Here is a 22,909-nt window from a genome sequence, read left to right as displayed (position 1 = left end):
CTCAACCTCGGCCGACAGTCACAGACTAGCCATCGGATCACCTCAAGTGGGTTGGTTCGTTAGAGTGTTCAGCGATCAGCAGACCGGGCGGGACCGGGCGATCGGGGGGCCATGACGTCCGTGCACGAGGCTGTGTCCGCGCCCGCGCCGGACGGTGGGCCCGGACGGTGGACACCGGCCGGGCCGCCGGGCAGGTCGCTGTCGTGGGCGATGCTCTCGCGGGCGCTCGCGGTGCCCCTCATCCTCGGGCTGGTCTGCTTCCTGCCCGCCCTGGTCGCCGCCCAGCCCGGCACCGGCCCCCGGGACACCGCGTACTGGCTGCAACTGGTCCTGACCTGCTACGCCGGGGCCCGGCTCGCCACGATGATCCTGTCCACCCGACGGCGCCTGCTCCAGGGCGTGTTCTGGATGTTCGTGTACATCGCGATGGGGGTCGCGCCGTTCGCCCAGGCCGTCATCGGGCAGACGCCGACACCGATGGTCGGGCCGCGCTCCGACCTGGTGACGGCGGTGTCGATGGTGCTGATGGGCTGTGCCGCGTTCGATCTGGGAGCGCTGCTGGCGTCCCGGCGGCCGCCGCGCCGCCGGTCGGCCCGGGGCGGGCACGGACCGGCGGTCGCGCATCCGGTGCGGCTGCGGCTGCTGGTGGTGCTGGCGTTCGCGGCGAGCGGCTACTACGTCATGAAGCTGGGCGGGCCGCAGATCTTCTTCAGCAGCCGGCAGGAGATCAGCGCCTCGGTGGCGGTGAGCGGGGTGGCCTCGGACGGGTCCAACGTGGGGTCGGCCTTCCTGAAGGGCTTCGGCACCGTGCCCGCGCTGCTGGCGCTGCTCTTCTACACCCGCCGTCTGGCCACCTCGCGCCGGGCCCGGCGCACCCCCTCGACGGTGCTGGCGTGGGTGGCCCTGGCCGTCCTCAACGTGATCGTCAACAATCCCGTCTCCAACGCCCGTTACTGGTTCCTCACGGTCCTGGTGTCGCTGCTGTTCACCGCGTTCCCGAGCAGTGCGGCGATGTACCGGTCGGTGCTGGCCACCGGGGTGGTGGGGGCGCTGGTGCTGTTCCCGTACGCGGACCGCTTCCGGTACGACGACGAGGGCTACCGGCCCGTGCGCTCCGCCTCCGTCTTCGAGCCGCTGGCCACGAAGGACTACGACCAGACGGTGATGTTCGCCAACACCATCTCCTGGGTGGACACCCGGGGCCACACCTACGGCCGCCAACTGAGCGGCTCCGCCCTGTTCTTCGTGCCGCGTGCGGTGTGGGGTGGGAAGCCGGAGGACACCGGGGTCCGGGTGGGCGAGTGGATGGGGATGAGCATGACCAACCTCTCCGCCCCGCTGTGGACGGAGCTGTGGGTGGACTTCGGCGCCGCGGGCATGGTCGGGGGCATGGCCCTGGTCGGGTACGCGGCGGCCCGCACGGACCGCCGGTACGCGCTCGCGGTGACCCGGGCCGGGCCGGGGCCGGGCGGTGTGCTGGCCGTCGCCGTACCGCTGATCGCCGGATACACCTTCATCCTGTTGCGCGGCCCGCTGCTCCAGGCGGCGGGGAAGCTGGCCGTGGCGGCGCTCTGCCTCGCGCTGGTCGCCAGCTTCAGGGACGGCTCCCGGCGGCGCCCGCGCTGACCGGGTCCCCTGAGGGCTGTCCCGGGTTCCGGCGCAGCCGGGCGACCCGGATCCAGGTGGCGACGGCCTTGCAGACGGAGCCCAGGCAGAGTCCCCAGGCTGCACCGGGCACCCCGGCGAGCGCGTAGCCGGCGGTCAGGAAGACGACGGCGAGCAGGGAGAAGACCACCTGGACGGCGAGGGTGGTGCGCGGGTCGAGGATCCGCAGGGCCAGCAGCCCGCAGGTGCCGACGGCCATGGCGGCGTACTGGCTGCCGGTCGCGGGCAGCAGGGCGGCGGCGGTGGGCCAGGTGTCACCAAGCAGATGACGGCCCGCCGGGTCGGGCAGCAGGGCCAGCGTGGTGGCCCAGGTGGCGGCGGTGGCGGCCAGGACCGCGGCGAGGGCGGCGGTGGCCCGTACGCGGCGGCGGTCGTCGGCGAGACGGCCCAGCAGGGGCGGGCCGAAGCTGGTGGCGGAGGTGAAGAGCACGTTGAGCGGCCCGAAGAGGGTGGTCGCCCCGCGCAGGGCGCCGACCACCAGCGGGTTCCCGACGGCGCCGAGCCCGAGCACGGACAGCTGGCTGGTGGCGTTCCCGACGCCGAACTCCACAACGAAGCGCCGCCCCAGGTGCCCGCGGCGGAGCAGGACCCTGATCCGCACCGGGGTTCCGGCCGTGCGGCGGTGGAGCAGGGCGGCGGACAGCAGGAGGGCGGGGAGCGCGGACAGCCCCCAGACGAGGACGAGCCGGGCCGCGCCCGCCCCGTAGGACTGCGCGGCGAGCGCGCCCAGCACGCCGAGGAGCCGCACCAGGTCGGCGAGCAGGGCGAGATGGGGCAGATGGAGGGTGGAGAAGGCGTAGCGCAGGGTGTCCTGGCCGAGCACGATCGGCAGCACCAGGCCCAGCATGACCAGGGCGTGCGCGGTGTCGCCGGGCAGCAGCAGGCAGACGGCGGCGAGCGGGAGGCCGGTGGCGCCCGCGGCGAGCAGCGTGAACAGGACCGCCGACCGGCACGCGCCGCGTGTCTCCTCGCCCTCGCCGCGCCGCAGCACGAGCGGCTGCCCGGTGTAGGCGCCGAAGACGCCCAGCAGCACGGTGAAGACGAGGTAGACGGCGGAGAACCGGGCGAAGCCGTCCACGGTGGACAGCCGGGCCGCCGCGACCAGGACCAGGATGTTGGTCAGCGCGGCCACGCCCTGGTCCGCGACCGAGCAGACGATCGCGGTGCGTGCTCTCACGGGCGGCCGGCGGGGGTGCCGAAGGGGCTGCGCAGGCCGAGGGTCTCGGTGGGGTCGCCGGTGGTGCCGTCCGTGCCGGGATCGCCGTCGTGTCCGGCCCGGGGGCCGGGGTCGCCGGGCCGGGAGCCGGAGCCGCGGCGTCTGCCGGGCTTCTTGTGCCCGTCCTTGTGGGAGTCGCGGCGCGCTTCGCGGCGGGCCTCCCGGCGGGCGCGGCGGCCACGGGCCGGGTGGAGCAGGGCGCCGAGGACCGTGCCGCCCGAGGCGCCGATGACCTCGCGGATGCGTTCCAGGTCGCCGCGGTGCACCTCACGGGGGTCACAGACGATCATCACGCCCTCGACCCGGTCGACGAGCGCCACGGCGTCGGCGTACGACAGGACGGGCGGGGCCAGCACGATGACGACGGCTCCGGACCGGTCGCCCTCGGAGAGGATGTGCCCGACGGGTGCCGAGGTCAGCGCGCGCGGCACGTTGTCCACCGGGCGCCCGGCGATCAGCGTGAAGGCCCCGGAGCCGGGTACCTCGACATGGGCGCGGCTGTGCGCGGGCCAGCCGCCCTCCCCGTCGCCGGGGGCGGCCCAGCGGGGGCGGGACCCCCGGGCGGCGGAACCCAGCCGGGCGGCGAGCGCCGGGGTGCGCAGGTCGGCCTCCACGAGCAGCACCTCGCGGCCCATCTCGGCGAACGCGGCGGCCAGGTTCGCGGCGGCGGCCGCGGCCGCCGCGTTGTCCCCACGGGGGGCGGTGACCAGCAGACGGCGGGCGCGGGCGAACGCCGGGTCGTAGGCGAGCCGGAAGGCGACCGCCCGGTACTCCTCGGCGAGCCTGCTGCCGTTGCGGCCGATGGCGAGCAGGGACGGTCCCGCCGACCCGCGCTCGCGGGGCAGGGTGCCGAGAAGGGGTGCGCCCAGGGACCGTACGAGTTCGCGGGGGGAGCGTACGGCGGGGTCGAAGACGAGCCGTACCCAGGACAGCAGCAGCCCGAGGGCGAGGCCCACCACGCCGCCGAGGCCCAGCAGGAGCGGCAGGCCGGCGCCGGTGGGCCGGGTGGGGGTGACGGGCTCCTTGTTGAGGTAGCCGGGGGTGGTGTCCAGGGCCTTCAGCTCGACGATCTTCCGGTTGAGTTCGGAGATGGCGACGACGAGGTTGGCGCGGGCGGCGTCGGTGTCGTCCACCGCGCTCCCGGCGGCCCGCTCCTCCAGCCGGTCGCGCTGTTCCACGAGGGGTTCGAGCTGGGCGCGGTAGCCGTCGGCCATGTTGTCGATGCTGCCCTCGGTGCGCTGACGGCGGATTTCGAGGTAGGCGTCGGCGAGGGCGGCCGCGCGTTTCTTCGCCAGGGCGGGGTCGGTGGTGGTGTACGCGAAGCGCAGGGTGAGGGTGTTGGGCGGGTTGGTGACCTGGAGGTCGCCGAGCAGGGCGCGCGGGCGGACCTTGTCGCCCTTCTTCGCCAGGGTGCGGGCGGCCAGGGTGCCGACCGTGTCGCTGACGGCGGTCTGGCGCTCGGAGCCGATGTTGATGCCCTTGTCGGCGGAGGCCCCGGTGGCGAACGGGTCGGCGGTGGCGGACCGGACCTGGACCTCGCCGGTGGCCGTGTAGGTGTCCTCGCCGCCCAGGGCCAGGAAGGCGCCGCCCAGGAGGCCGAGGGCGACACCCGTGGCGAGCAGGGCGCGGTAGCGCAGGAGTTGGCGGAACTGGTCCCTGAGCAGGGCCGGTTCGTCCTGGTCCTCCGGCGTGCGGATCGTGTGCGTCATCGGCGTGCTCCCCCTTGTGCGTCCCCGAGGACCTCGGTGAGCAGGGCGTCGAAGCGGGCCAGGCCCGCTTCCCGGCTCAGGTGGTGTGCGACGTAGTCCGGCCCGTGCGCGCCGAGCGCGTCCGAGGCTGCCGGGTCCTCGGTCAGGGCGCGTACGGCGGCCAGCAGCGCGGCCGGGTCCTCCGGGGCGACGAGGACCCCGGCGCCCGAGCGCCGCACCTCGTCGGCGGTGCCGCCCTCGGCGGCGACGGAGGCGACGACGGGGCGCCCGGAGACGAAGTACGAGGTGAGTTTGGAGGGGACGCTCATGTCGAGCACCGAGGCCCGCTGGGTCACGGCGAGTACGTCGGCCGCGGCGAGCACATCGGGGAACTCGGCCGCCCCGGCGGGCGGCAGGAAGTCGACGTTGGGCAGTCCGGCGGCGCTCGCCCGCAGGGCTGCGCGCTGGTTGCCGTCGCCCATCAGTACGACCCGGACGTGCGGCGCGAGCCGGGCCAGGCCGACGAGGACGTCCAGCCCCTGTTTGAGTCCCATGTTCCCGGAGTGCAGGACCACAGGGGTGTCCTCCGGCCAGCCGAGCCGCATCCTGGTGGCGGCCCGGTCCGCCGAAGGCCCCTGTACGTGCGACCAGTTGGGGACGACGCGGATGCGCCCTGCGTCCACACCCAGCGCCCTGACGCCCGGTACGAAGCTCTCGTGGATGACCCCGACGAGGGCCGCGTCCCGCAGGGCGTACCGCTCGGCGGCCCCGGCGACCGAGGCCGCCCGGCCGCCGCCCCGGATGCCGCTCTGCGCGGCCGCGGCGCCCATCAGGTCCTGGACGACGGGTATGTGCGGGACACCGTGGCGGCGGGCGATACGGGCGCCGAGCACACCGCCCGCCAGGCTGGGCATCTGGGAGACCACCGCGTCGGGGCGGCCGGGCGGGGGCGCGAGCAGGCCGTGGACCAGCACGGACGCCTCGAACACGGCGCGGCGCAGGGCGCTCTGCCGGGGCGGGACGTAGTGACGCCGGCGGTGGACGGTCACCCCCTGCCGGCTCTCCTCACGCCGCCACACCCGCCGGTAGCGCTCGTCCACCCGCCAGGCCGGGTAGTGCGGCATGCCCGCCAGGACGTCCGTCACGGCGCCCGAAGCGGCCCAGTGTTCGGCGAGCTGGGTGGCGTACGGGCCGATGCCCGTCACCTCGGGCGCGTAGTTGGTGGAGACCACCAGTAATCGGTGGTTCTCCCACGGCCGGTGGCCGGGCGGTCGGTGGTCGAGCGGTCGGTGGTGCGCGGCAGCGGACATCGGACGATCGCCTTCCCCCCGGAACAGCCTCCGCCGTCGAGCTTATCCGTTCACGCGTTGCACAAGTGTTCTCCACAGTAAGGTCGTTGGACCAGTTCCACCGTGGGGGGAGAGAACGGATGGCGCAGCACAGGGTCGGTTACGCCCCGGGGGTGTACGACCTGTTCCACGTCGGCCACCTCAACATCCTGCGGCACGCCCGCAGCGAGTGCGACTACCTGGTGGCGGGGGTCGTGTCGGACGAGATGGCGGCGCTCGCCAAGGGCCACAAGCCGGTGATCCCGCTGCGCGAGCGGCTGGAGATCGTGCGCAGTGTGCGCTTCGTGGACGCGGCGTTCGTGGAGACCGTGCCGGACAAGGTCGAGACGTGGCAGCAGGTCCGCTTCGACGTCCTCTTCAAGGGCGACGACTGGCGGGGCACGGAGAAGGGCGCGCGACTGGAGCGTGATTTCGCCGAACTCGGCGTCGAGGTCGTCTACTTCCCATACACCGTGCACACCTCCAGCACCCAGTTGCGGCGGGCGCTGGACATGCTCGTCAGTGCGCCCGGAGCGCTTTCAGCTCCCTGAACCACTTCACCAGGAACGCCACCAGGAACACGGTGTGCACCGCGGCGAGCACGGCGTACCCGGTCCGGAACGCCGAGGGCGCGCCGAGCAGCGCGAAGACCAGGCAGAACACCCCGTAGTCCGCGGGCAGCAGGGCGACGGCCCGTATCCGGGAGACCGGGGCCGGGGCACCGGCCGGGGCGGACACGGCACCGGCGGCGGCCTTTCCGAGCTGTTCGCGCAGCAGCCCCGCGCAGAAGGTCAGCACCGCGACGAACCCGAAGCCCAGCGGCAGCAACAGCCACGCCTCGGAGGGGAGTTCACCGAACCGGTAGAACGACAGCAGTACGGCGGTGTGGACCAGGATCATCTTCGCGCAGTCCACGACATGGTCCAGCCACTCACCGTCCGGGCCGCCCCGGCCGGTCAGCCGGGCGAGCTGCCCGTCCGCGGAGTCGAAGGCGAAACCGAGGGCGAGCCCGGCGTACACCGCCCAGCCGAGCCACCAGGAGGGTTCCACCAGGGCGACCGTGGCGACGGCGGTGAAGGTGAACACCGCGCTGACAGCGGTGACCTGATTGGGCGTCAATCGGGCGCGGAAGGCCCCGGCGGCGAGCAGACGGCCGGCCGGGCGGTTCACGTACCGCGAGTAGAGCGAGACACCCTTGGACGGCTTCTGCGCCCCGCGCAACGCGCGCAGCGCCGCTCCCGTGCTTCCCATACGCCCCCCAGCGCCCGGCCCCACCGTGGGCAGCATCATGGCAGACACGGGTCACCGGCCGCATTACCCGGCAGGTAATCGACGCCTCCCCCGCCGCCGGGACAAGCTGACCCCACCGCCGCGGACCGCCGCGGCACCGACGGAGGGAACACCGCCGTGACCGTGCACCAGGACGCCGTACAGCGCTACTTCACCGCGTGGAACGCGGATACCGCCGAGGAGTTGGAGAAGGCGGTGGCGGCCGCCTTCACCGAGGACGCCACCTACACCGACCCGCTGGCCGACGTGCGCGGCCACGACGGGCTGGCCGCCGCGATCAGCGGGGCGCGGCAGCAGTTCGCCGGGTTCGACTTCGTCCCCACCGGCACCCCGGACGCCCACCACCACCTGGTCCGCTTCACCTGGGACCTGGTCTCCCGGGCCGACGGCTCGGCGCCCGCCGCCGGGTTCGACGTGATCACCCTGGCCGAGGACGGCCGGATCAGCTCGGTCAGCGGCTTCCTGGACCGGCTGCCCGGGGCGTAGGCAGGCCCCGTCCGCCGGTACGCCGGTCCGTGCCGGGTTACCGGTCCGTTCGCCGGGCCGCGTCAGTCCGTGCCGGGGCCCGGCTCGGGTTCCGGTTCCGGCGTCCGTTCGGTGAGCTGCTCGTCCAGGTCGTCGATGAGCAGTTCGGCGTGCTCGATCTGGCCGGTCCGGTACGCCGAGCGGGCCACCAGGTGGGAGGCCACCGGGCTGGTCATCAGCTGGAAGAAGCCGATGAGGGCCAGGGTCGCCAGGTCCATGCCGCTGCGCAGCCGCAGCGCGACCCCCGCCAGCACCAGCAGGAGGCCGAGGGTCTGCGGTTTGGTCGCGGCGTGGCTGCGGGAGAGGACGTCCGGCAGCCGCAGCATGCCGATCACCCCCAGCAGGCAGATCGCCGCGCCGACGAAGACCAGGGAGGCGCCGAGGGTGTCGGTGAACTGCGTCCAGACCCTCATCGGGGTCCCTCCTTGTCTCCGGGACGGGCAGGCGCCGGACGCGCGGGCGCCGGACGTGAGGGCGGCCGGTCGCGTACGGCGATGAAGCGGGCGATGCCCACCGAGCCCGTGAAGCCGAGGAAGGCCAGCACCAGCATGATGGGGAAGTAGAAGGGGTCCCGGGCCATCGCGGACTTCGCGCCGAGTCCGGCGATGATCAGCGCGGCGAGGACGTCCAGGGAGATGGCCCGGTCCAGCATGGAGGGGCCGCGCCAGATCCGGTACAGCAGCAGCGCCCCCGCGACGACGAGGATCACGACGGCGGCGACCAGCAGGACCCGGTCGACGGTCTCCGGTGCGCTCATGTCCCGTTCCTTCCCTCGCCGTCCTGGTCCCGGTCCGGCTCCCCGCCTCTGTCCCCTGGGTTCCCGGCGTCCCGGTCCGGTGGCGGATCCGCCACCCGCTCGATCTCGTCACGCGTACCGAACGCCCGTACGGTCAGTCTCTCCAGGCGCCAGACCGAGCGCCGGGCCGCCTCCAGCGCGGCGGGCTGGTCCGCGTCCAGGACGTGCAGGAAGAGCGTGGCGGTGGCCCGGCGCACCTCGATCACCGAACCGCCCGGTGTGTTGGACACCGACACGGCGATGGCGGCCATCATCAGGTCGCTGCGGCAGCGCAGTTGTACGGCGATGACGGCGGGCCGGTGCGGGTAGCCCGTGAAGATCTGCCGGGTGACCTTCACCCCGGAGGTGTACATGTCGTACAGCAGGCTTCCGGCGAGTACGACGATGCCCCAGGGGTGCAGCCGTAGCCCGAGGTCCACCCGCGGCAGGGGGAAGGCCAGCGAGACGAAGACGGCGACGACGGCACCGGTGATGATGTTGGCCCACGTCAGGGTGGACCACAGCAGCACCCAGATCAGGGTGAGCCAGCCGATCAGCGGGAGATCGAGCACCCGGCGCCGCCGGCCGGCCAGCTCGGCGCTGAAGGGCGGCAGTTCGGGATCGCGGCGGGAGAGTGTGATCAGGCGCTTCACCGGCCGAGCACCGCCTCGGTGTAGGGGCCGCGGTCGATGAGTTCGGCGGCCGAGCGGTCGGTGAACGCGGTCAGCGGACCGGCCAGCACCGTGAAGGCGAGGCCGAGGGCGACGGCGGCAACGGTGGCGGCGGTCATCGCGCCGGGCGGCCTGGTCGTGGTGGTGACGGCGCGTCCGTGCAGGCTCGCCGCGACGGCCTGCCCGGCCGGTGCCGGTGCGCCCAGGACCCCTTCGTCACCGGAGCCGGGGATCCGGTCGGGCCCGGTGTCGCTGTCCGCGTCGTCGGAGTCGTCCGCGGACTCCAGGACCGTGCCGTAGGCGGCCTGGTCGGGCGGCTCGGCCCGCCAGAACGCCAGGTTCCACACCTTGGCCATCACGTACAGGGTCAGCAGGCTCGTCACGGTGGCTCCGGCGACCAGGATCCACGCCCAGGCACCGCCGTCGGCGACCCCGGCCCGCATCAGGCCGAGCTTCCCGATGAATCCGGAGAGCGGGGGGATGCCGGCGAGGTTCATCGCGGGGACGAAGAAGAGGACCGCGAGGACCGGGGCCGCCTTGGCGAGTCCCCCGATCCGGGTCAGCTCGTTGGTGCCGCCGCGCCGTTCGATGAGACCGGCGACGAGGAAGAGCGTGGTCTGCACGGTGATGTGGTGGACGACGTAGAAGATCGCCCCGCCGTACGCCTCGCGGGTGGCGAGCCCGATCCCGAAGATCATGTAACCGATGTGGCTGATGAGGGTGAACGAGAAGAGCCGCTTCAGATCGGTCTGGGCGACCGCTCCGAGGATGCCCACGACCATCGAGAAGAGCGCCACGGCCATCAGCAGGTCACCGAGCCGGTTGCCGGGGAAGAGCAGGGTCTCGGTGCGCAGCATGCAGTACACGCCCACCTTGGTCAGCAGTCCGGCGAAGACGGCGGTGACGGGGGCGGGTGCCGTCGGATAGGAGTCGGGGAGCCAGGCCGCCACGGGGAAGACGGCGGCCTTGATGCCGAAGACGGTGAGCAGCATCGCTTGGATCAACGTCTGCACCCCGAGGGGAAGTTCGGGCAGTTGCCCGGCGAGCTGGGCGAAGTTGACGGTGCCGGCCGCGGCGTAGGTCATGGCGATGGCGGTCAGGAACAGCATCGAGGAGAACAGCGAGATGATCACGTAGGTCGAACCGGCCCGGATGCGCGGGCCGGTGCCGCCGAGGGTGAGCAGGACGAAGCTGGCCACCAGCATGATCTCGAACGCGACGAACAGGTTGACGAGGTCGCCCGCCAGGAAGGTGCAGGACACACCGGCGACCAGGATGAGGTAGGCGGGGTGGAAGACGGCGACCGGTGTCTCCTGGTCCCGGTCGGCCATGCCCTGGCCGAGGGAGTAGACCAGCACGGCGAGGGTGACGGCCGAGGACACGGTGAGCATCAGCCCGGACAGCCGGTCGGCGACCAGGGTGATGCCGAGCGGCGGCGGGAAGTCCCCGAGGTCCACGTGGAGGGGACCCTGCCGGTCGGCCGCCACCATCAGGGCCACGGAGAGGCCGAGTACGGCGCTGAGCACCGCGACGCTGATGAAGCGCTGGAAGCGGGCGAGCCGGGTGCCGAAGGCGAGGCTCAGGCCGGTGGCGCAGAGCGGCAGCAGCACCGGCAGCGGAACGAGCGCGTTCATCCGGCGGCTCCTCGGTCGGAATCGGAGGGATCGGGGCCGGTGGGGCGGGGGGAGCCGCCGGGGCCGGTGGGACCCGAGGGGCGGCCGGGCCCGGCGGGTCCCCCGCTTCCCGGCCCGTCGTCGGGCCCCGGTCCGGCGGGGCCCGAACCCTCGTCACCGGCGTCGTCCGGACCGGTGGCGCCGCCGCCCGGGTCCTCCGGGCCCCGTCCCCCGGCTCCGGAGGGCGGGGGCGACGGGTCGGCGCCCGTGTCGTGGGCCGGGGAGCCCGGGTCGCGGTCCGCGGGTTCCGTGCCCGACGGGGGGCGTGACCCGTGGGGCGAGGCGTCCGGGTAGTCCTCCGGGTCGGCGCCCAGGATGTCGTGCCAGAGGTCACCGGAGGCGTCGCGGCCCCGGGCCTGCAGGGCCCGGTCGGCGCGCAGCCGGGCCCGGAGCCGCCCGCGCTCCTCGCGGTAGCGGTCGCGCTCCTCGGACGTACGGCCGGGCTCCGCCCGGTACTCCTCCCGCAGCTCGGCCCACTCGCCCCGTACCTCCGCGCGCAGCACGATGCGTCGGTCCTCCAGGTCGTCGTGGACCTCGTCCGTGCCGGTCAGCTGGTGGCCGCGGTACGCCATGGCCAGCAGGAACGCCGTGGTGGCGAGGGTGATGACGATGGCGGTGAGCGCGATGGCCTGGGGCAGCGGGTCGGTGACCCGGCCCAGCGCCACCCCGTAGAGCAGGGGCGCCTCCCCCGCCCTGCCGGTCGAGGAGAGGACCAGCAGGTTGATGCCGTTGCTCGCGATCACCGCCCCGAGCAGGATGCGGGTCAGCGGCCGGGTGAGCATGAGGACCCCGCCGACGGCGCACAGGACCACGGCGGTCAGGAGCAGTGAGACGCTGACGGTCATCGGCCGGTCCCCCCGCTCCCGGTCCCGGCCGGCGCCAGCGCGCCCGCCGCCCGTTCGATCTGCCGGTCGACCTTGGCGCCGAGGGCCCGCACGATGTCCAGGACGACGCCCAGGACCAGGAGGTAGACGCCGCAGTCGAAGAGCACCGGCGTACCGATGTGGAAGTCGCCGAAGACGGGCAGGTGGCCGTGGTAGGTCCAGGCGTGCAGCACCGTGCCGTTGGCCAGGCCGAGCAGGGCGACCCCGGTGGAGAGGAAGAGCCCGAGACCGGTGAAGAGCCCCGGTTGCAGCGGGGCCGCCTCGGCGAGTTCGAACCGGCCGCCCGCGAGGTAGCGGGTGATGAGGCCGAGTCCCGCGACCAGACCGCCGACGAAGCCGCCGCCCGGCATGTTCTCCGCGCAGAACAACAGGTAGAGCGAGAGGACCAGGATCGGGTGGAAGACGAGGCGGGCGACCACTTCGAAGACCACCGAGCGGTGTTCGGGCGCCAGGGTCGATCCGGCGGCCAGCCAGGTGCGTTCGGGGGCGGTGTCGTAGCCCTGCGGCACCCCGGTCAGCGAGGTGGCGTTCAGCGACCAGGCGGTCTGGCCGAGCAGCTCTCCGCGCCGCATGTCGGCCTCGCTGCGGCGGTGTACGTAGATGAGGCTGGTGACCCCGATCGCGGCGGCGGCGAGCACGGCCGACTCCCCCATGGTGTCCCAGGCCCGCAGATCGACCAGGATGGTGGCGACGACGTCCTTGAGGCCGTGGTCCGCGCTCTCCTCGACCATCGCCGCACCCGCCGCCGGGGCGACCCGCGCGGCGGCCGTCACCCACAGCGCGACCCCCAGGGTGGCCGCGCCGCCCAGGGCGACGGGCACCCGGACCGCACGCCGCCACGGGCTGACGGACTCCTGGAAGTGCACCGGCATCCGGCGCAGGACGAGCACGAAGACGATCATCGACACGGTCTCCACGCAGAACTGGGTGAGCGCCAGGTCGGGAGCGCCCTGGACCACGAAGAGCAGCGCGGTGCCGTATCCGGTCAGCCCGGCCAGGACGACGGCCTTCATCCGGCGGCTGACGGCCAGGCAGAGCAGCGCCGCCGCGCAGGTCAGCACGGCCGTCGCGCCCTGGAGCGGGGTGTCCCACAGCCGAGGTGCGGCCGCCCCGTCCCAGGGGCGGTCCGTGAACAGCACGGCGAGCTGGCCGCCGATCATCACCAGCAGGGTGGTGGCGAGGTACACGGAGAGGGAGCCGCGCTGGACGAAGCCGGTGACCTGGAGGGCCAGGCGTTCCAGGCCCAGCAGGAGATGGCCGAAGACCCTGTCGGCGGTCGGCCAGGCGATGCGCCGGGAGAGCCGGGTGACGGTCGTACGCCCCGCGAAGAGCACGGCCCCGCCCAGCCAGGCGACGGCGGACAGCACCAGGACGGTCCCGAAGCCGTGCCAGAGCGCGAGCTGGAAGGGGTGGGCGGGGCGCGGGAAGGTGTCGGCGTACGCGCTCAGCAGCCCGTCCGTCCAGCCGATGCCGGGTCCCAGCACCAGGCAGGCGGCGGCGAGCAGCGCGGGCGGCGCCAGGAAGGCGGGTCCCACCCGGTGTACGGGGGTGTCCTCGACCCCGGGCTTGCGGGCGAAGGCGCCCCAGACGAAGCGCAGGGTGTAGGCGACGGTCAGCACCGACCCGGCGACGGTGACGGCCAGCACCCAGCGGTCGGCGGTGCCGCCGTGCAGCAGCGCGTCGAACGCCGCCTCCTTCGCCACGAAGCCCAGGAACGGCGGCAGCGCGGCCATGGACGCGGCGGCGAGCACCGCCGTCGCGCACAAGGCGGGTGAGGCGCGGCCGACCCCGGAGAGCCTGCGCAGGTCACGGGTGCCCGTCGCGTGGTCGACGATCCCGGTGACGAGGAACAGGGCGGCCTTGAACAGGGCGTGACCGAGGATCATGGCGACGGCGGCGAGCGCCGCGTCACGGTTGCCGGCCCCGGCGAGCACGGTGAGGAAGCCGAGCTGGCTGACGGTGCCGTAGGCCAGCACCAGCTTCAGGTCGTTGAGGCGCAGCGCCCGCCAGCCGCCGAGCAGCATGGTCGCACCGCCGAGCACGAGGACGACGGGCCGCCACAGCGGTACGTCGGCGAAGGCGGGGGCGAGCCGCGCCACCAGGTAGACACCGGCCTTCACCATGGCGGCGGCGTGCAGATAGGCGCTGACGGGGGTGGGCGCGGCCATCGCGTTGGGGAGCCACAGGCTGAAAGGCCAGACGGCGGACTTGGACAGGGCCCCGCACAGGACGAGGGCGACCGCGACGGACACGGCGAGCGTGTCCTCGGGCGGGTGGGCGACGATCGCCGAGATGCGGTAGGTGCCGGCGGCCTGACCGAGGATCAGGAAGCCGATCAGCATGGCGAGGCCGCCGAAGGTGGTGACCGTGAGGGCCTGGAGGGCGGACCTGCGGTTCTGTTTGCGTTCGCTGCCGTGGCCGATCAGCAGGTACGAGAAGACGGTGGTGAGCTCCCAGAACACGTAGAGGGAGATCAGGTCGTCGGCGAGGACCAGGGCGAGCATCGCGCCGGTGAAGGCGAGCAGGTTCCCGGCGAAGGAACCCAGCCGGGGGGAGTCGTCGGTGAAGTAGGAGGCGCAGTACAGCAGGACGAGCGTGCCGACCCCCGCCGCGAGCAGCACCATCAGTTCGGCGAGGGCGTCCAGGCGCAGGGCGAGCGAGACGCCGTAGTCGGGGATCCACTCCCAGGTCCAGGTGACCGACCGGCCGGCCGCCGCGCCGCCCCACTCGGTGACCGCCCACACCGTGGTGGCGGCGGGCGGCAGGGCGAGCACCAGGAAGGCGCGCCTGCCCAGCCGGCGCACCAGCGGGGCCGCGCAGGCCGCCAGGGCGAAGTGGCAGACGATGAGCGTGATCACGACGGAGAGACCAGGGGAGGAAAGGGGACAGAGTGAGCGAAGGGCACCGAATACAGATATATCCCCTGGCTCCCTTCACCCGTACGGCGCGCCGCTGGGGCGCGGACCACTGGCACCCGGAGCGGGACCGGCCGGCGCTCCGCCGTGGTCATGGGGGTGCGTGTGCCCGTGCCGCCGGTCCGCACACAAGGCCGGGCGGCGGGTCTCCACAGACCGTCGGGCGGCTGTCCGCATGACGGTCTTTCCGCAGGTCCGGCGCGGCGCCGCCAGGGCCCGGTCGTGGGGTTTCGGCGGAGACAGGTGTGGATCATGTGGGCGCGCGGTGTTGTACATGTGAGCCCGCTTTTTCTTCATTTTTGCCCTGTGACTACTATCCATGTGTCCATGTGCTCAACGGATTTGACCAGTCACTGGCTGGCACCAAAGTCAAGGAGCCTCCCCTGCGCACGCGCGCGTCACGGCGGACCGACTCGGCACCCATGTCGTTGCGGACAGCCCTCCTCATCCTGGCCGTCGTCCCCGGTGTCGCCCTGGCGGCCCTCTGGGCGGTCACCAGCGGACAGACCCTGCTCGACTTCCAACGCCAGGCAGCCCAGGGGCTGTTGGCGGAGCAAGCGGGCCAACCGTCCAACATCGTCTACTACAACCTTCAGGAGGAGAGGCGGCTCAGCGCCGAGTCGCTGGCCCGGCCGGACGCCTCACGCGCGGCGCTGAAGAAGCAGCGCGCGCTCACCGACGAGGCGATCGCGGTCTTCCAGTCGCTCTCCGACGTGAACGCCGACGACGCCCCCTCCGAGGTGCGGGACGCGGTCGCCAGGGCACGCGAGGCCATGAACCAGCTGCCCGCGCAGCGCACGCTGGTCGACGAGGGGGGCGGCAAGCAGCAGCGGGTCGTCTACGCGTACTACACGGACCTCATCGCCACGGACCTCAAGCTCTTCGCGGCGCTCAGCCACGTGGACAACGGCGAGGTGACCCAGTTGAGTCAGCCGCTCGTGGACCTCTTCTGGGCGAAGGAGATGATCTCCCGCTCGGACGCGATCCTGGCGCGCGGCTGGCCCTCGGGCAAGCTGAGCACGGAGGACCTCCAGGAGGTCCGGGAAGCCGTGGCGGGGCAGTCGTTCCAGGCCGCGACCAAGGTGGTCCCGTACCTTCCCGAGGACGAGCGGGCCCGCTGGCAGCAGTTGACCGAGGGCTCGGCCTGGGCGGCCAAGACGAAGATCGAGAAGCGGCTCCTGGGACCGGTGGCGGCCGACCGGTCCGGCTCCGTCGCGCTGGACGCCGACGAGAAGACCTGGCGCGAGGCCATGGACGGCGTCACGCCCGAGCTGGTCGGACTGCTGGAGACCCGCACCGAGGCGGTCGTGGCGACCGGCAAGGACAGCGTCATGTCCCTGCTGCTGAAGATGGTCCTCACCTCGGTGATCGGTCTGCTCGCGGTCGTCGTGGTGGTCTGGACCACCTGGCGTCTCACGCGTAACCTCCGCCGACGCGTCCTGGGCCTCCAGGAACGCGCCGAGGAGCTGGAGAAGGCACTGCCCGACGTCGTCGAGCGGCTGTCGCGGGGCGAGAAGATCGACGTCGAGGCCGAGGCCCGCGCGATCGACGCCCCGGCCGACGGCGGCGACGAGCTGACCCGGCTCGGCAGCGCGCTCAACCAGGCGCGCACCAGCGCCCTGACGGCCGCCGTCAGACAGGCCGACCAGCACCGCGGCTTCGAACGGCTCCTCCAGCGCATCGCGCGCCGCACCCAGCAGCTGATCGGCCAGCAGCTGAAGAAGCTGGACGAGCTGGAGCGCAAGCACGAGGACCCCGAGGTCCTCGACGGACTCTTCGACCTGGACCACCTCACGGCCCGTCTGCGGCGGTACGAGGAGAACCTGGTGATCCTCTCCGGCGGATCGCCGCACCGGCGCTGGCGCAAGCCCGTGCCGCTGCTGGACGTCATGCGCTCGGCGCAGGGCGAGGTGCAGGACTACCGCCGGGTGGTGCTGGACCTCGACGGCGCCCCGTGGCTGTCCGAGCGGGCCGTGGGCCCGGTCTCCCACGTGCTGGCCGAACTCATCGAGAACGCGCTGAGCTTCTCCCGGCCGCCCAGCCCCGTCGAGGTCCGTGCCGCCAAGGTGAGCCGGGGCCTGGCCATCGAGGTCGAGGACCGGGGCCTGGGCATGGACGAGGAACAGCTCGCCGAGGCCAACGAACTGATGAGCCGTCCGCCGCGCATGGACGTGCTGGCCCACTCGGAGGACATCCGGCTCGGCCTCCATGTGATCGCGCGCCTCGCGGACCAGTACGGGCTGCGGGTCGAATTCCGCCCGTCCGCCTTCGGCGGCACCCGTGTGGTCGTCCTCGTCCCCGACGAGCTGACCGTCCCCGGACCCCACTCCGGTCCGGTGGCGGTACCGGGACCGGCCGCGTCCGCCCCGCCCGCGCCGGAACACCGTCCGGCGCCCGCCGAACCGGGCGCGCTGCCGACCCGCGTACAGGGCCAGGCGCTGGCCGGAGTCACGGCCCTGTCCGACCACGCCGCCCGGACCGGCCGCCCGGCCGGACACCCCGGCGCACCGGGACGGCCCGCCCCGTCGGACGGACCGGCGAGCGGGCCCCAGGATCCTTACGGCGCGCCGGACCGGCCGCCGTACGAGGGGCCCCAGGAGCCGTACCCGGCGACCGGTGTCCCGTACGCCGGGCCCGGCACCGGGTACGCAGGGCCCGGCGGGGCGTACGGCACGGCGGACGGACGGTACGCGGAACAGGACGGGCCGTACCCCGGACCGGAGGGCGACCCGTACCCCCGGCAGGACGGTGGCCCGTACCCAGGGCCGGACGGCCCGTACCCCACGCAGGACGGCCCGTACCCCGGGCCGGACGAGCCGTACATGACGGCGGCCGGGCAGTTCCCCGTGCCCGCCCACACGTATCCGCCCTCCGACGAGGGCTACCGGACCCCGGAGCAGCCGTACGGGCAGCACCCCCGCTCCGCCGCGGCCTCCGCCCCGCCGCCCTACGACGGCGTGTCCGGCCACGACCACTCGGGGCGGCACCCCGCCCCCGGTCAGCGGCCGCCCGCCGTCCCGGGCCCCCCGGCCTCCGCCACGGAGCCGGAACCCGCCGCCATCGGCACGGACGGCGGTGGCGAGCGTCCGCTCCCCCGCCGGGTGCGCCAGGCCAGCCTGGTGGACGAGCTGCGGACCGGTCCCGCCTCCCCGGGTGCCGCACCCAGGCGGCCCCCGAGCTGGGACGAGAACCCGCTGCTCCGCCCGGCGCCCCGCCGGGCCGGTGCCGCGATCGGGGCGTTCCAGCGGCGGTCGCGCGCGGCCCGTGCGGCGGAGGAGCCGCCGAACCCGCCCGACCGCCCCACACCCACCCAACCCACGAGAGAAGAACGGTCATGACACGCACTACGGCCACCCTCCAGGATCTGGACTGGCTGCTCGACGGCTTGGTGGACTCGGTGGCCGAGACCATGAACGCCGTGCTGCTGTCCGACGACGGACTGGTGGTGAGCCACTCACGGACCGTCGAACGGGCCGACGCCGAGCGGCTCGCCGCGATATGCACCGGCCAGCAGAGCCTCGCCCGCGGCGTCGGCCAGCTGTTCGACGGCGGCACCGTGCACCAGGTCATCGTCGAGCTCGCCGACCTCTGGCTCTTCATCGTCACGGCCGGCCAGGGCACCCACCTCGCCGTGGTCGCCTCCCAGGAGGTCGACGCCGAGGTGATGTCCCTGGCCATGCACAACCTCGTGCAGCAGGTCGGACAGAAGCTCACGGCGCCGGTGCGCGGTGAGTTCGACGCCTTCGGCACCGGAGACGGGCAGCGGGTGTGACTCCCTACTGGGACGAGGAGGAGCCCGAGGAGGACGCGGCCGTCACCATGGTCCGGCCGTACACCATCACCCACGGCCGGACCGCTCCCGAGCGGGACGACTTCAGCCTCATCACCGTGCTGACCACGGCCGACGAGCCGTTGGACGAGCACGGTGTCCCGCTGCGCGCGGGCCGGCTCCAGCCCGAGCACCGCCTGATCCTCGACCGGTGCCGCCGGTCGGCCGCCGTGGCCGAGGTGGCCGCGGGTCTCGATCTGCCGGTCTCGGTGACCAAGATCCTGCTGGCGGACCTGGTCGCCCAGGGACTGCTGCTCGCCCGCGCGCCCCTGACGGTGGCACGGGCATCCGGCGGGGCCGACATGGGCCTGCTGGCCGCCGTACGTGACGGACTCCGGAGACTCTGACCCAAGATGACAACCAGCCAGACGGCGCCTGCCGCCGTCAAGATCCTCGTCGCCGGCGGCTTCGGCGTCGGGAAGACCACCCTGGTGGGCGCCGTCAGCGAAGTCGCTCCGCTGCGCACCGAGGAATACCTCACCAAGGCGAGCGTCGGTGTCGACGACCTGGCGGGCATCGGCCAGAAGGACACCACCACCGTGGCCCTGGACTTCGGGCGTATCACGGTCAGCCCGGAACTGGTGGTCTACCTGTTCGGCACGCCCGGCCAGGAGCGCTTCTGGTTCATGTGGAACGACCTGGTCAACGGCGCGCTCGGCGGGGTCGTCATCGCCGACACCCGCAGGCTCGACACCAGTTTCGCCTCGATCGACTTCTTCGAGAGCCGCGACATCCCCTTCGTGGTGGCGATCAACTGCTTCCACGGCCACAACACCCGGACCGCGGAGGAGATCCGGGCGGCCCTCGACCTGGATCCGCACGTCCCGCTGCTGATCGGCGACGTCCGGCTGCGGCCGTTCGGGCGGGATGTGCTCCTGGCACTGGTCGACCACCTGATGAGCCTGCCCGCCGCGGTCGGCTGACCGCCGGCCCGCCCCTTCTTCCGGTTCTTCCCGTTCCTCCCGCCTGGAGAGTTCTGAGATGACAACCCCCTTGCGTGTCCTGGTCCACGGCGGCGGCATCGGCGGCCTGACCCTGGCCGTCGCGCTCGCCCGGCGCGGTCACACCGTCGAGGTCGCCGAGCTCCGCGACGAGCTGGACGCCCTCGGCGTCGGCATCATCCAGCCGTCCAACGCGCTGCACGTCATGCGCGAGACCGGTCTGCTCGACGCGTGTCTCGCGGCCGGCTTCGCGTGGGACGTGCTGACCATCTGCGACCCGGTCGGCGCGACCCTCGCCGAGATCCCGCAGCCCCGGATGGACGGGGCGCCGGCCTGCAACGGCATACCCCGTCCCGCCCTGGCCAAGGTGCTCGGTGACGCCACTGCGGCCGCCGGGGTCCCGATCCGCTTCGGCACGACGATCGGTGAACTGTCCGACGACGGTTCCGGTGTCGAGGTCACCCTCTCGGACGGTTCGTCCGCCCGCTGGGACCTGGTCGTCGGCTTCGACGGCATCGGCTCACCGCTGCGGACCCGGCTCCACGGCGACCGCTTCTCCCCCGAGTACACCGGCTTCGCCAACTGGCGCGTCACCGTGCCGCGTCTGCCCGAGGTCCGGGGCGTCGTCATGAGCACGGGCAACCGGTCCGCCAAGGCGCTGCTCACCCCGATCACGGACGAGCTGATGTACCTGGGCGCGGTCTTCGCCGAGGAGCCCGGCTTCCGTCCGGACCCGGAGCGCGCGCACGAACAGCTCGCGGAGCGGCTCGCCGCCTTCGGCGGGCCGGTGGCCGAGGCCCTGTCGCACGTCAAGGACCCCGGCGCCGTGGTCCACTCGCGTATCTCCCAGGTCACGGTGGAGGAGCCCTGGCACGTCGGCCGGGTCGTCCTCGCCGGTGACGCCGCCCACGCGAGCACCCCGCACCTCGCCCAGGGGGCGGCGATGGCGGTGGAGGACGCGCTCGTCCTGGCCCAGTCGCTGGACGCCGAGGAGGACGTGGCCGCCGCGCTCGCCACGTGGGAGGCCCGCCGCAGGCCGCGCGCCATGTTCGTACAGAACCTCTCGCGGGCGGTCCTCAAGGAGGAGATGGGCGTGGCGACGACCCCCGAGGAGGACGAACTCCTCAAGACCGGCATCCCCGGCGCCGCCCACGTGCTGGCCAGGCCCTACTGACCCCTCGCCCGGTCCCGGTACGTCCCTGAGCCGGGGCGGCGGTCGTACGTTCCCGCCGTCCCGGCTCAGGCGTACCCGTACGCCGTCGAACGGCCGTGTCCTGCCCGCGCGGCCGCCGGAAACCCTGTGCGCCGGGCCGGGCCGACCGGGGCGGGCGCGTGTCGTGAGTCACAGGCGCGGGATAAACGATCCGTGAGACCGTGGTGTCGAAGGTCCCGTTTGTACCGGTCGGCCGCCCCTGTGCCCCGGCCGTCGCACTTCGTAGGGTCGGGAACAGAAGGTCCCCTTCCGGTCCTCGACGGCACGGTTGTCCCGGTACAGCGGTCCTGGAACAGCAGTGCCGGAACAGAGGTCCTGTACAGGACGTCTCGCTCCCGAACGGATCCCCGCCTTGCCGCCCGACACCCCCGCTCCCCTTCCCTCCCCGGCCTCCTGGCGTATCGCCCTGCCGCACTCCACGGCCGCCGTGCCGATCGCCCGCGCCCTCGTCCGTACGGCGCTGGCGGACATCACGGCGGTGGCGGACAGTGACACGGCCGAGCTGCTCACCGCCGAGCTGGTCGCCAACGCCGTGGAACACACCGGTGGCGCCGGGCCGATCGAGCTGGTCGTCGAGCTGATGGCCACCGGCTGCCAGGTGGAGGTGCACGACCGCGATCCGGACCCGCCCGGCGACCTGTCCCGGCCGGGGCCCGGCAGCACGCCCGACCTGTGGCAGGAGCACGGCCGGGGGCTGCTGCTGATCCGCACGCTCAGTTCCGCCTGCGGTCACCGCACCACGGAGCACGGCAAGGCGGTCTGGTTCACGCTTCCGGCGATCCCGTCGCAGCCGGGGCCGTCTCCCCGGAGCTGACCAGCCGCGACCTGCCACGCCCGTAGCGGGAGTAGATCAGCGCGCCGACGGCCAGGAAGAGGGCGAACTGCGCCCAGGTCGTCCAGCCCGTGCCGTACATGAGGTACACGCAGAAGCCGACGCCCACGACGGGGCTGAGCGGGTACAGCGGGACCCGGAAGGAGCGCGGCAGCGCGGGGTGGTCGCGGCGCAGGGTGATGACCGCGATGTTCACCACGGCCATGACGGCGAGGGTGCCGATGGTCGTCAGGTTCACCACGACGTCGAGGGAGGAGAAGGCGGCGGGGAGGGCGAAGAGGACGGCCACGATCCAGGTGTTCGCCACCGGGGTGTGGGTCCGGGGCGAGACGCGCTCGAAGATCCGGGGGATCAGTCCGTCGCGGGACATCGACATCAGGATGCGGGTCTGGCCGTACATCACGGCGAGCACGACGGAGGCGATGGCGACGACGGCACCGAAGGCGATGATTCCACCGCCCACGGACGAGTCGGTGACCTGGTCGACGACCAGCGAGAGCGCGGCCGGTTTACCGGAGACGGGGTCCGCGCCCAGTGCGCCGATGGCGCCGAGGGCGACGGCGCAGTAGAGCAGCGTGACGAGGCCGATGCAGATCAGGATCGCGATCGGGATGTTCCGCCGGGGGTTCTTGACCTCCTCGCCGGCCGTGGTGATGGCGTCGAACCCGATGTACGAGAAGAAGGCCACCGAGGCGCCCGCGGTGACCCCGGCCACGCCGTGGGGGGCGAACGGCGAGAGGTGTCCGTCCTCGAACGCGGTGAAGGCGATGGCGCAGAACGCGATGAGGATGCCGATCTTCAGGACCGCCATCGCGGCCGTGGCACCGGCGCTCTCGCGGATGCCGCGCACCAGCAGGGTGGCCGCCATCATCACCACGACGACGGCCGGAAGGTTGATCACGCCCCCGTCGCCGGGCCCCGCCGAGAGGGCGGTGGGCAGGTGCAGGCCGACCAGGCTGTCCAGCAGTTCGTCGACGTACTGGCTCCAGCCGACCGCGACCGCGGAGACGGACACGCCGTACTCCAGGAGCAGGCACCAGCCGACCAGGAACGCGACGCGCTCCCCGAGGGTGGCGTAGGCGAAGGAGTACGAGCTGCCGGACACCGGGACGGCACCGCCCAGCTCGGCGAAGGAGAACGCGGTGAAGACGCAGGTGGTCGCGGCGAGGACGAAGGAGACGACCACGGCCGGGCCCGCCTCGGCGACGCTGTCGGAGAGGCCGACGAAGATGCCGGTGCCGACGATCGCGCCGACGCCGAAGCAGACCAGCTGGAAGAGCCCCATCGTGCGCCTGAGGCCGTGCCCTTCGAGGTCGGTGCCCGACTCCGCGAGCAGCAGCTCGGGGCTCTTGACACGGGCCCCCGGCCCGCGTGACGGGCTCATGGGTGTCCGGGGGCTGTGGGGGGCCGGGCTCATGCGGGCGTGTCTCTTCTCTGGCGCGCTGCGTGGGGGCGACGGGCTGT

19 protein-coding genes and 1 pseudogene are annotated in these 22,909 nt (G+C 73.2%); 9 read left to right on the top strand and 11 right to left on the bottom strand.

Going from position 1 to position 22,909, the window contains the following annotated elements:
- Positions 1-111 precede the first annotated feature (111 nt).
- A complete protein-coding gene (locus tag B9S64_RS26190; RefSeq protein ID WP_181012157.1) occupies positions 112-1,626 on the top strand; it encodes a hypothetical protein in 1,515 nt (504 codons plus the stop codon).
- Here B9S64_RS26190 and B9S64_RS26185 read toward each other — a convergent pair.
- The 3 genes from B9S64_RS26185 to B9S64_RS26175 are packed head-to-tail and all read right to left on the bottom strand — an operon-like array spanning position 1,595 to position 5,879.
- Positions 1,595-2,842 (bottom strand): hypothetical protein, encoded by a 1,248-nt coding sequence (locus B9S64_RS26185; protein WP_103489394.1) that lies wholly within the window; start codon positions 2,840-2,842, stop codon positions 1,595-1,597. The two genes, B9S64_RS26190 and B9S64_RS26185, sit on opposite strands and share 32 nt — an antisense overlap.
- Positions 2,839-4,590 carry a lipopolysaccharide biosynthesis protein gene (locus tag B9S64_RS26180; protein WP_109492129.1) on the bottom strand — a complete coding sequence of 584 codons (1,752 nt, stop codon included), beginning with the start codon at positions 4,588-4,590 and terminating at the stop codon, positions 2,839-2,841. Before B9S64_RS26180 ends, B9S64_RS26185 begins: the two co-directional genes overlap by 4 nt.
- Positions 4,587-5,879 (bottom strand): glycosyltransferase, encoded by a 1,293-nt coding sequence (locus B9S64_RS26175; protein ID WP_103493164.1) that lies wholly within the window; start codon positions 5,877-5,879, stop codon positions 4,587-4,589. Before B9S64_RS26175 ends, B9S64_RS26180 begins: the two co-directional genes overlap by 4 nt.
- Positions 5,880-5,998: 119 nt before the next feature.
- Between B9S64_RS26175 and B9S64_RS26170 the strand changes: the two genes are divergently transcribed.
- Positions 5,999-6,448 carry an adenylyltransferase/cytidyltransferase family protein gene (locus B9S64_RS26170; protein ID WP_103493163.1) on the top strand — a complete coding sequence of 150 codons (450 nt, stop codon included), beginning with the start codon at positions 5,999-6,001 and terminating at the stop codon, positions 6,446-6,448.
- On the opposite strand, the gene B9S64_RS26165 is transcribed toward B9S64_RS26170, so the two are convergent.
- Positions 6,417-7,148, bottom strand: a complete 732-nt coding sequence (locus tag B9S64_RS26165) for a CDP-alcohol phosphatidyltransferase family protein (RefSeq protein ID WP_103493162.1) — start codon at positions 7,146-7,148, stop codon at positions 6,417-6,419. The two genes, B9S64_RS26170 and B9S64_RS26165, sit on opposite strands and share 32 nt — an antisense overlap.
- A gap of 156 nt (positions 7,149-7,304) precedes the next feature.
- Between B9S64_RS26165 and B9S64_RS26160 the strand changes: the two genes are divergently transcribed.
- Complete coding sequence (locus B9S64_RS26160) at positions 7,305-7,673, top strand: nuclear transport factor 2 family protein (protein ID WP_103493161.1); 369 nt, start codon at positions 7,305-7,307, stop codon at positions 7,671-7,673.
- Positions 7,674-7,735: 62 nt separating this feature from the next.
- Here the strand turns inward: B9S64_RS26160 and mnhG are convergent, their stop codons facing one another.
- From mnhG to B9S64_RS26130, 6 genes and pseudogenes are all read right to left on the bottom strand, one after another.
- Positions 7,736-8,125 carry a monovalent cation/H(+) antiporter subunit G gene (gene mnhG, locus B9S64_RS26155; RefSeq protein WP_103493160.1) on the bottom strand — a complete coding sequence of 130 codons (390 nt, stop codon included), beginning with the start codon at positions 8,123-8,125 and terminating at the stop codon, positions 7,736-7,738.
- Positions 8,122-8,469 (bottom strand): monovalent cation/H+ antiporter complex subunit F, encoded by a 348-nt coding sequence (locus B9S64_RS26150; protein ID WP_103493159.1) that lies wholly within the window; start codon positions 8,467-8,469, stop codon positions 8,122-8,124. Before B9S64_RS26150 ends, mnhG begins: the two co-directional genes overlap by 4 nt.
- Positions 8,466-9,140 carry a Na+/H+ antiporter subunit E gene (locus tag B9S64_RS26145; RefSeq protein WP_258038011.1) on the bottom strand — a complete coding sequence of 225 codons (675 nt, stop codon included), beginning with the start codon at positions 9,138-9,140 and terminating at the stop codon, positions 8,466-8,468. Before B9S64_RS26145 ends, B9S64_RS26150 begins: the two co-directional genes overlap by 4 nt.
- On the bottom strand, positions 9,137-10,792 hold the full coding sequence (locus tag B9S64_RS26140; RefSeq protein WP_103493158.1) for a Na+/H+ antiporter subunit D: 1,656 nt from the start codon (positions 10,790-10,792) through the stop codon (positions 9,137-9,139). Before B9S64_RS26140 ends, B9S64_RS26145 begins: the two co-directional genes overlap by 4 nt.
- Positions 10,793-11,121: 329 nt before the next feature.
- Positions 11,122-11,676, bottom strand: a pseudogene (locus B9S64_RS35565) (Na(+)/H(+) antiporter subunit C); the annotation flags it as partial.
- A complete protein-coding gene (locus B9S64_RS26130) occupies positions 11,673-14,573 on the bottom strand; it encodes a Na+/H+ antiporter subunit A (protein ID WP_103493156.1) in 2,901 nt (966 codons plus the stop codon). The pseudogene B9S64_RS35565 and the gene B9S64_RS26130, both read right to left, overlap by 4 nt.
- 479 nt (positions 14,574-15,052) lie before the next feature.
- Here B9S64_RS26130 and B9S64_RS26125 point away from each other — a divergent pair, with 479 nt between their 5' ends.
- From B9S64_RS26125 to B9S64_RS26100, 6 genes are all read left to right on the top strand, one after another.
- Positions 15,053-17,968 (top strand): nitrate- and nitrite sensing domain-containing protein, encoded by a 2,916-nt coding sequence (locus B9S64_RS26125; protein ID WP_109492128.1) that lies wholly within the window; start codon positions 15,053-15,055, stop codon positions 17,966-17,968.
- The gene (locus B9S64_RS26120; protein ID WP_103490172.1) at positions 17,965-18,402 is read left to right on the top strand and encodes a roadblock/LC7 domain-containing protein; all 438 of its coding nucleotides are present in this window, start codon (positions 17,965-17,967) and stop codon (positions 18,400-18,402) included. The genes B9S64_RS26125 and B9S64_RS26120 overlap by 4 nt, the downstream gene beginning before the upstream one ends.
- A 47-nt stretch (positions 18,403-18,449) precedes the next feature.
- Positions 18,450-18,806 carry a DUF742 domain-containing protein gene (locus B9S64_RS26115; protein ID WP_103490178.1) on the top strand — a complete coding sequence of 119 codons (357 nt, stop codon included), beginning with the start codon at positions 18,450-18,452 and terminating at the stop codon, positions 18,804-18,806.
- Between the two features lie 6 nt (positions 18,807-18,812).
- A complete protein-coding gene (locus tag B9S64_RS26110; RefSeq protein ID WP_093529102.1) occupies positions 18,813-19,382 on the top strand; it encodes an ATP/GTP-binding protein in 570 nt (189 codons plus the stop codon).
- A gap of 58 nt (positions 19,383-19,440) precedes the next feature.
- Positions 19,441-20,574 carry an FAD-dependent monooxygenase gene (locus B9S64_RS26105; RefSeq protein ID WP_103490173.1) on the top strand — a complete coding sequence of 378 codons (1,134 nt, stop codon included), beginning with the start codon at positions 19,441-19,443 and terminating at the stop codon, positions 20,572-20,574.
- 391 nt (positions 20,575-20,965) lie between these two features.
- Positions 20,966-21,427 carry an ATP-binding protein gene (locus B9S64_RS26100; protein ID WP_103490174.1) on the top strand — a complete coding sequence of 154 codons (462 nt, stop codon included), beginning with the start codon at positions 20,966-20,968 and terminating at the stop codon, positions 21,425-21,427.
- On the opposite strand, the gene B9S64_RS26095 is transcribed toward B9S64_RS26100, so the two are convergent.
- Positions 21,378-22,862, bottom strand: coding sequence for an amino acid permease (locus B9S64_RS26095; RefSeq protein ID WP_103490175.1), 1,485 nt, complete (start codon positions 22,860-22,862; stop codon positions 21,378-21,380). The two genes, B9S64_RS26100 and B9S64_RS26095, sit on opposite strands and share 50 nt — an antisense overlap.
- Between the last annotated feature and the right edge of the window lie 47 nt (positions 22,863-22,909).

The sequence above is a fragment of the Streptomyces sp. SM18 genome, from assembly GCF_002910775.2.
GTDB lineage: Bacteria > Actinomycetota > Actinomycetes > Streptomycetales > Streptomycetaceae > Streptomyces > Streptomyces halstedii.
This window is presented reverse-complemented; position numbering and strand designations above follow the sequence as displayed.

Bases quoted from the DNA above. Each gene is read 5' to 3' on its own strand.
- B9S64_RS26190 (WP_181012157.1), top strand. From the start codon at position 112: ATGACGTCCGTGCACGAGGCTGTGTCCGCGCCCGCGCCGGACGGTGGG.
- B9S64_RS26180 (WP_109492129.1), bottom strand. From the start codon at position 4,590: ATGACGCACACGATCCGCACGCCGGAGGACCAGGACGAACCGGCCCTG.
- B9S64_RS26175 (WP_103493164.1), bottom strand. From the start codon at position 5,879: ATGTCCGCTGCCGCGCACCACCGACCGCTCGACCACCGACCGCCCGGC.
- B9S64_RS26170 (WP_103493163.1), top strand. From the start codon at position 5,999: ATGGCGCAGCACAGGGTCGGTTACGCCCCGGGGGTGTACGACCTGTTC.
- B9S64_RS26165 (WP_103493162.1), bottom strand. From the start codon at position 7,148: ATGGGAAGCACGGGAGCGGCGCTGCGCGCGTTGCGCGGGGCGCAGAAG.
- mnhG (WP_103493160.1), bottom strand. From the start codon at position 8,125: ATGAGGGTCTGGACGCAGTTCACCGACACCCTCGGCGCCTCCCTGGTC.
- B9S64_RS26150 (WP_103493159.1), bottom strand. From the start codon at position 8,469: ATGAGCGCACCGGAGACCGTCGACCGGGTCCTGCTGGTCGCCGCCGTC.
- B9S64_RS26140 (WP_103493158.1), bottom strand. From the start codon at position 10,792: ATGAACGCGCTCGTTCCGCTGCCGGTGCTGCTGCCGCTCTGCGCCACC.
- B9S64_RS26125 (WP_109492128.1), top strand. From the start codon at position 15,053: ATGTCGTTGCGGACAGCCCTCCTCATCCTGGCCGTCGTCCCCGGTGTC.
- B9S64_RS26120 (WP_103490172.1), top strand. From the start codon at position 17,965: ATGACACGCACTACGGCCACCCTCCAGGATCTGGACTGGCTGCTCGAC.
- B9S64_RS26115 (WP_103490178.1), top strand. From the start codon at position 18,450: ATGGTCCGGCCGTACACCATCACCCACGGCCGGACCGCTCCCGAGCGG.
- B9S64_RS26110 (WP_093529102.1), top strand. From the start codon at position 18,813: ATGACAACCAGCCAGACGGCGCCTGCCGCCGTCAAGATCCTCGTCGCC.
- B9S64_RS26105 (WP_103490173.1), top strand. From the start codon at position 19,441: ATGACAACCCCCTTGCGTGTCCTGGTCCACGGCGGCGGCATCGGCGGC.
- B9S64_RS26095 (WP_103490175.1), bottom strand. From the start codon at position 22,862: ATGAGCCCGGCCCCCCACAGCCCCCGGACACCCATGAGCCCGTCACGC.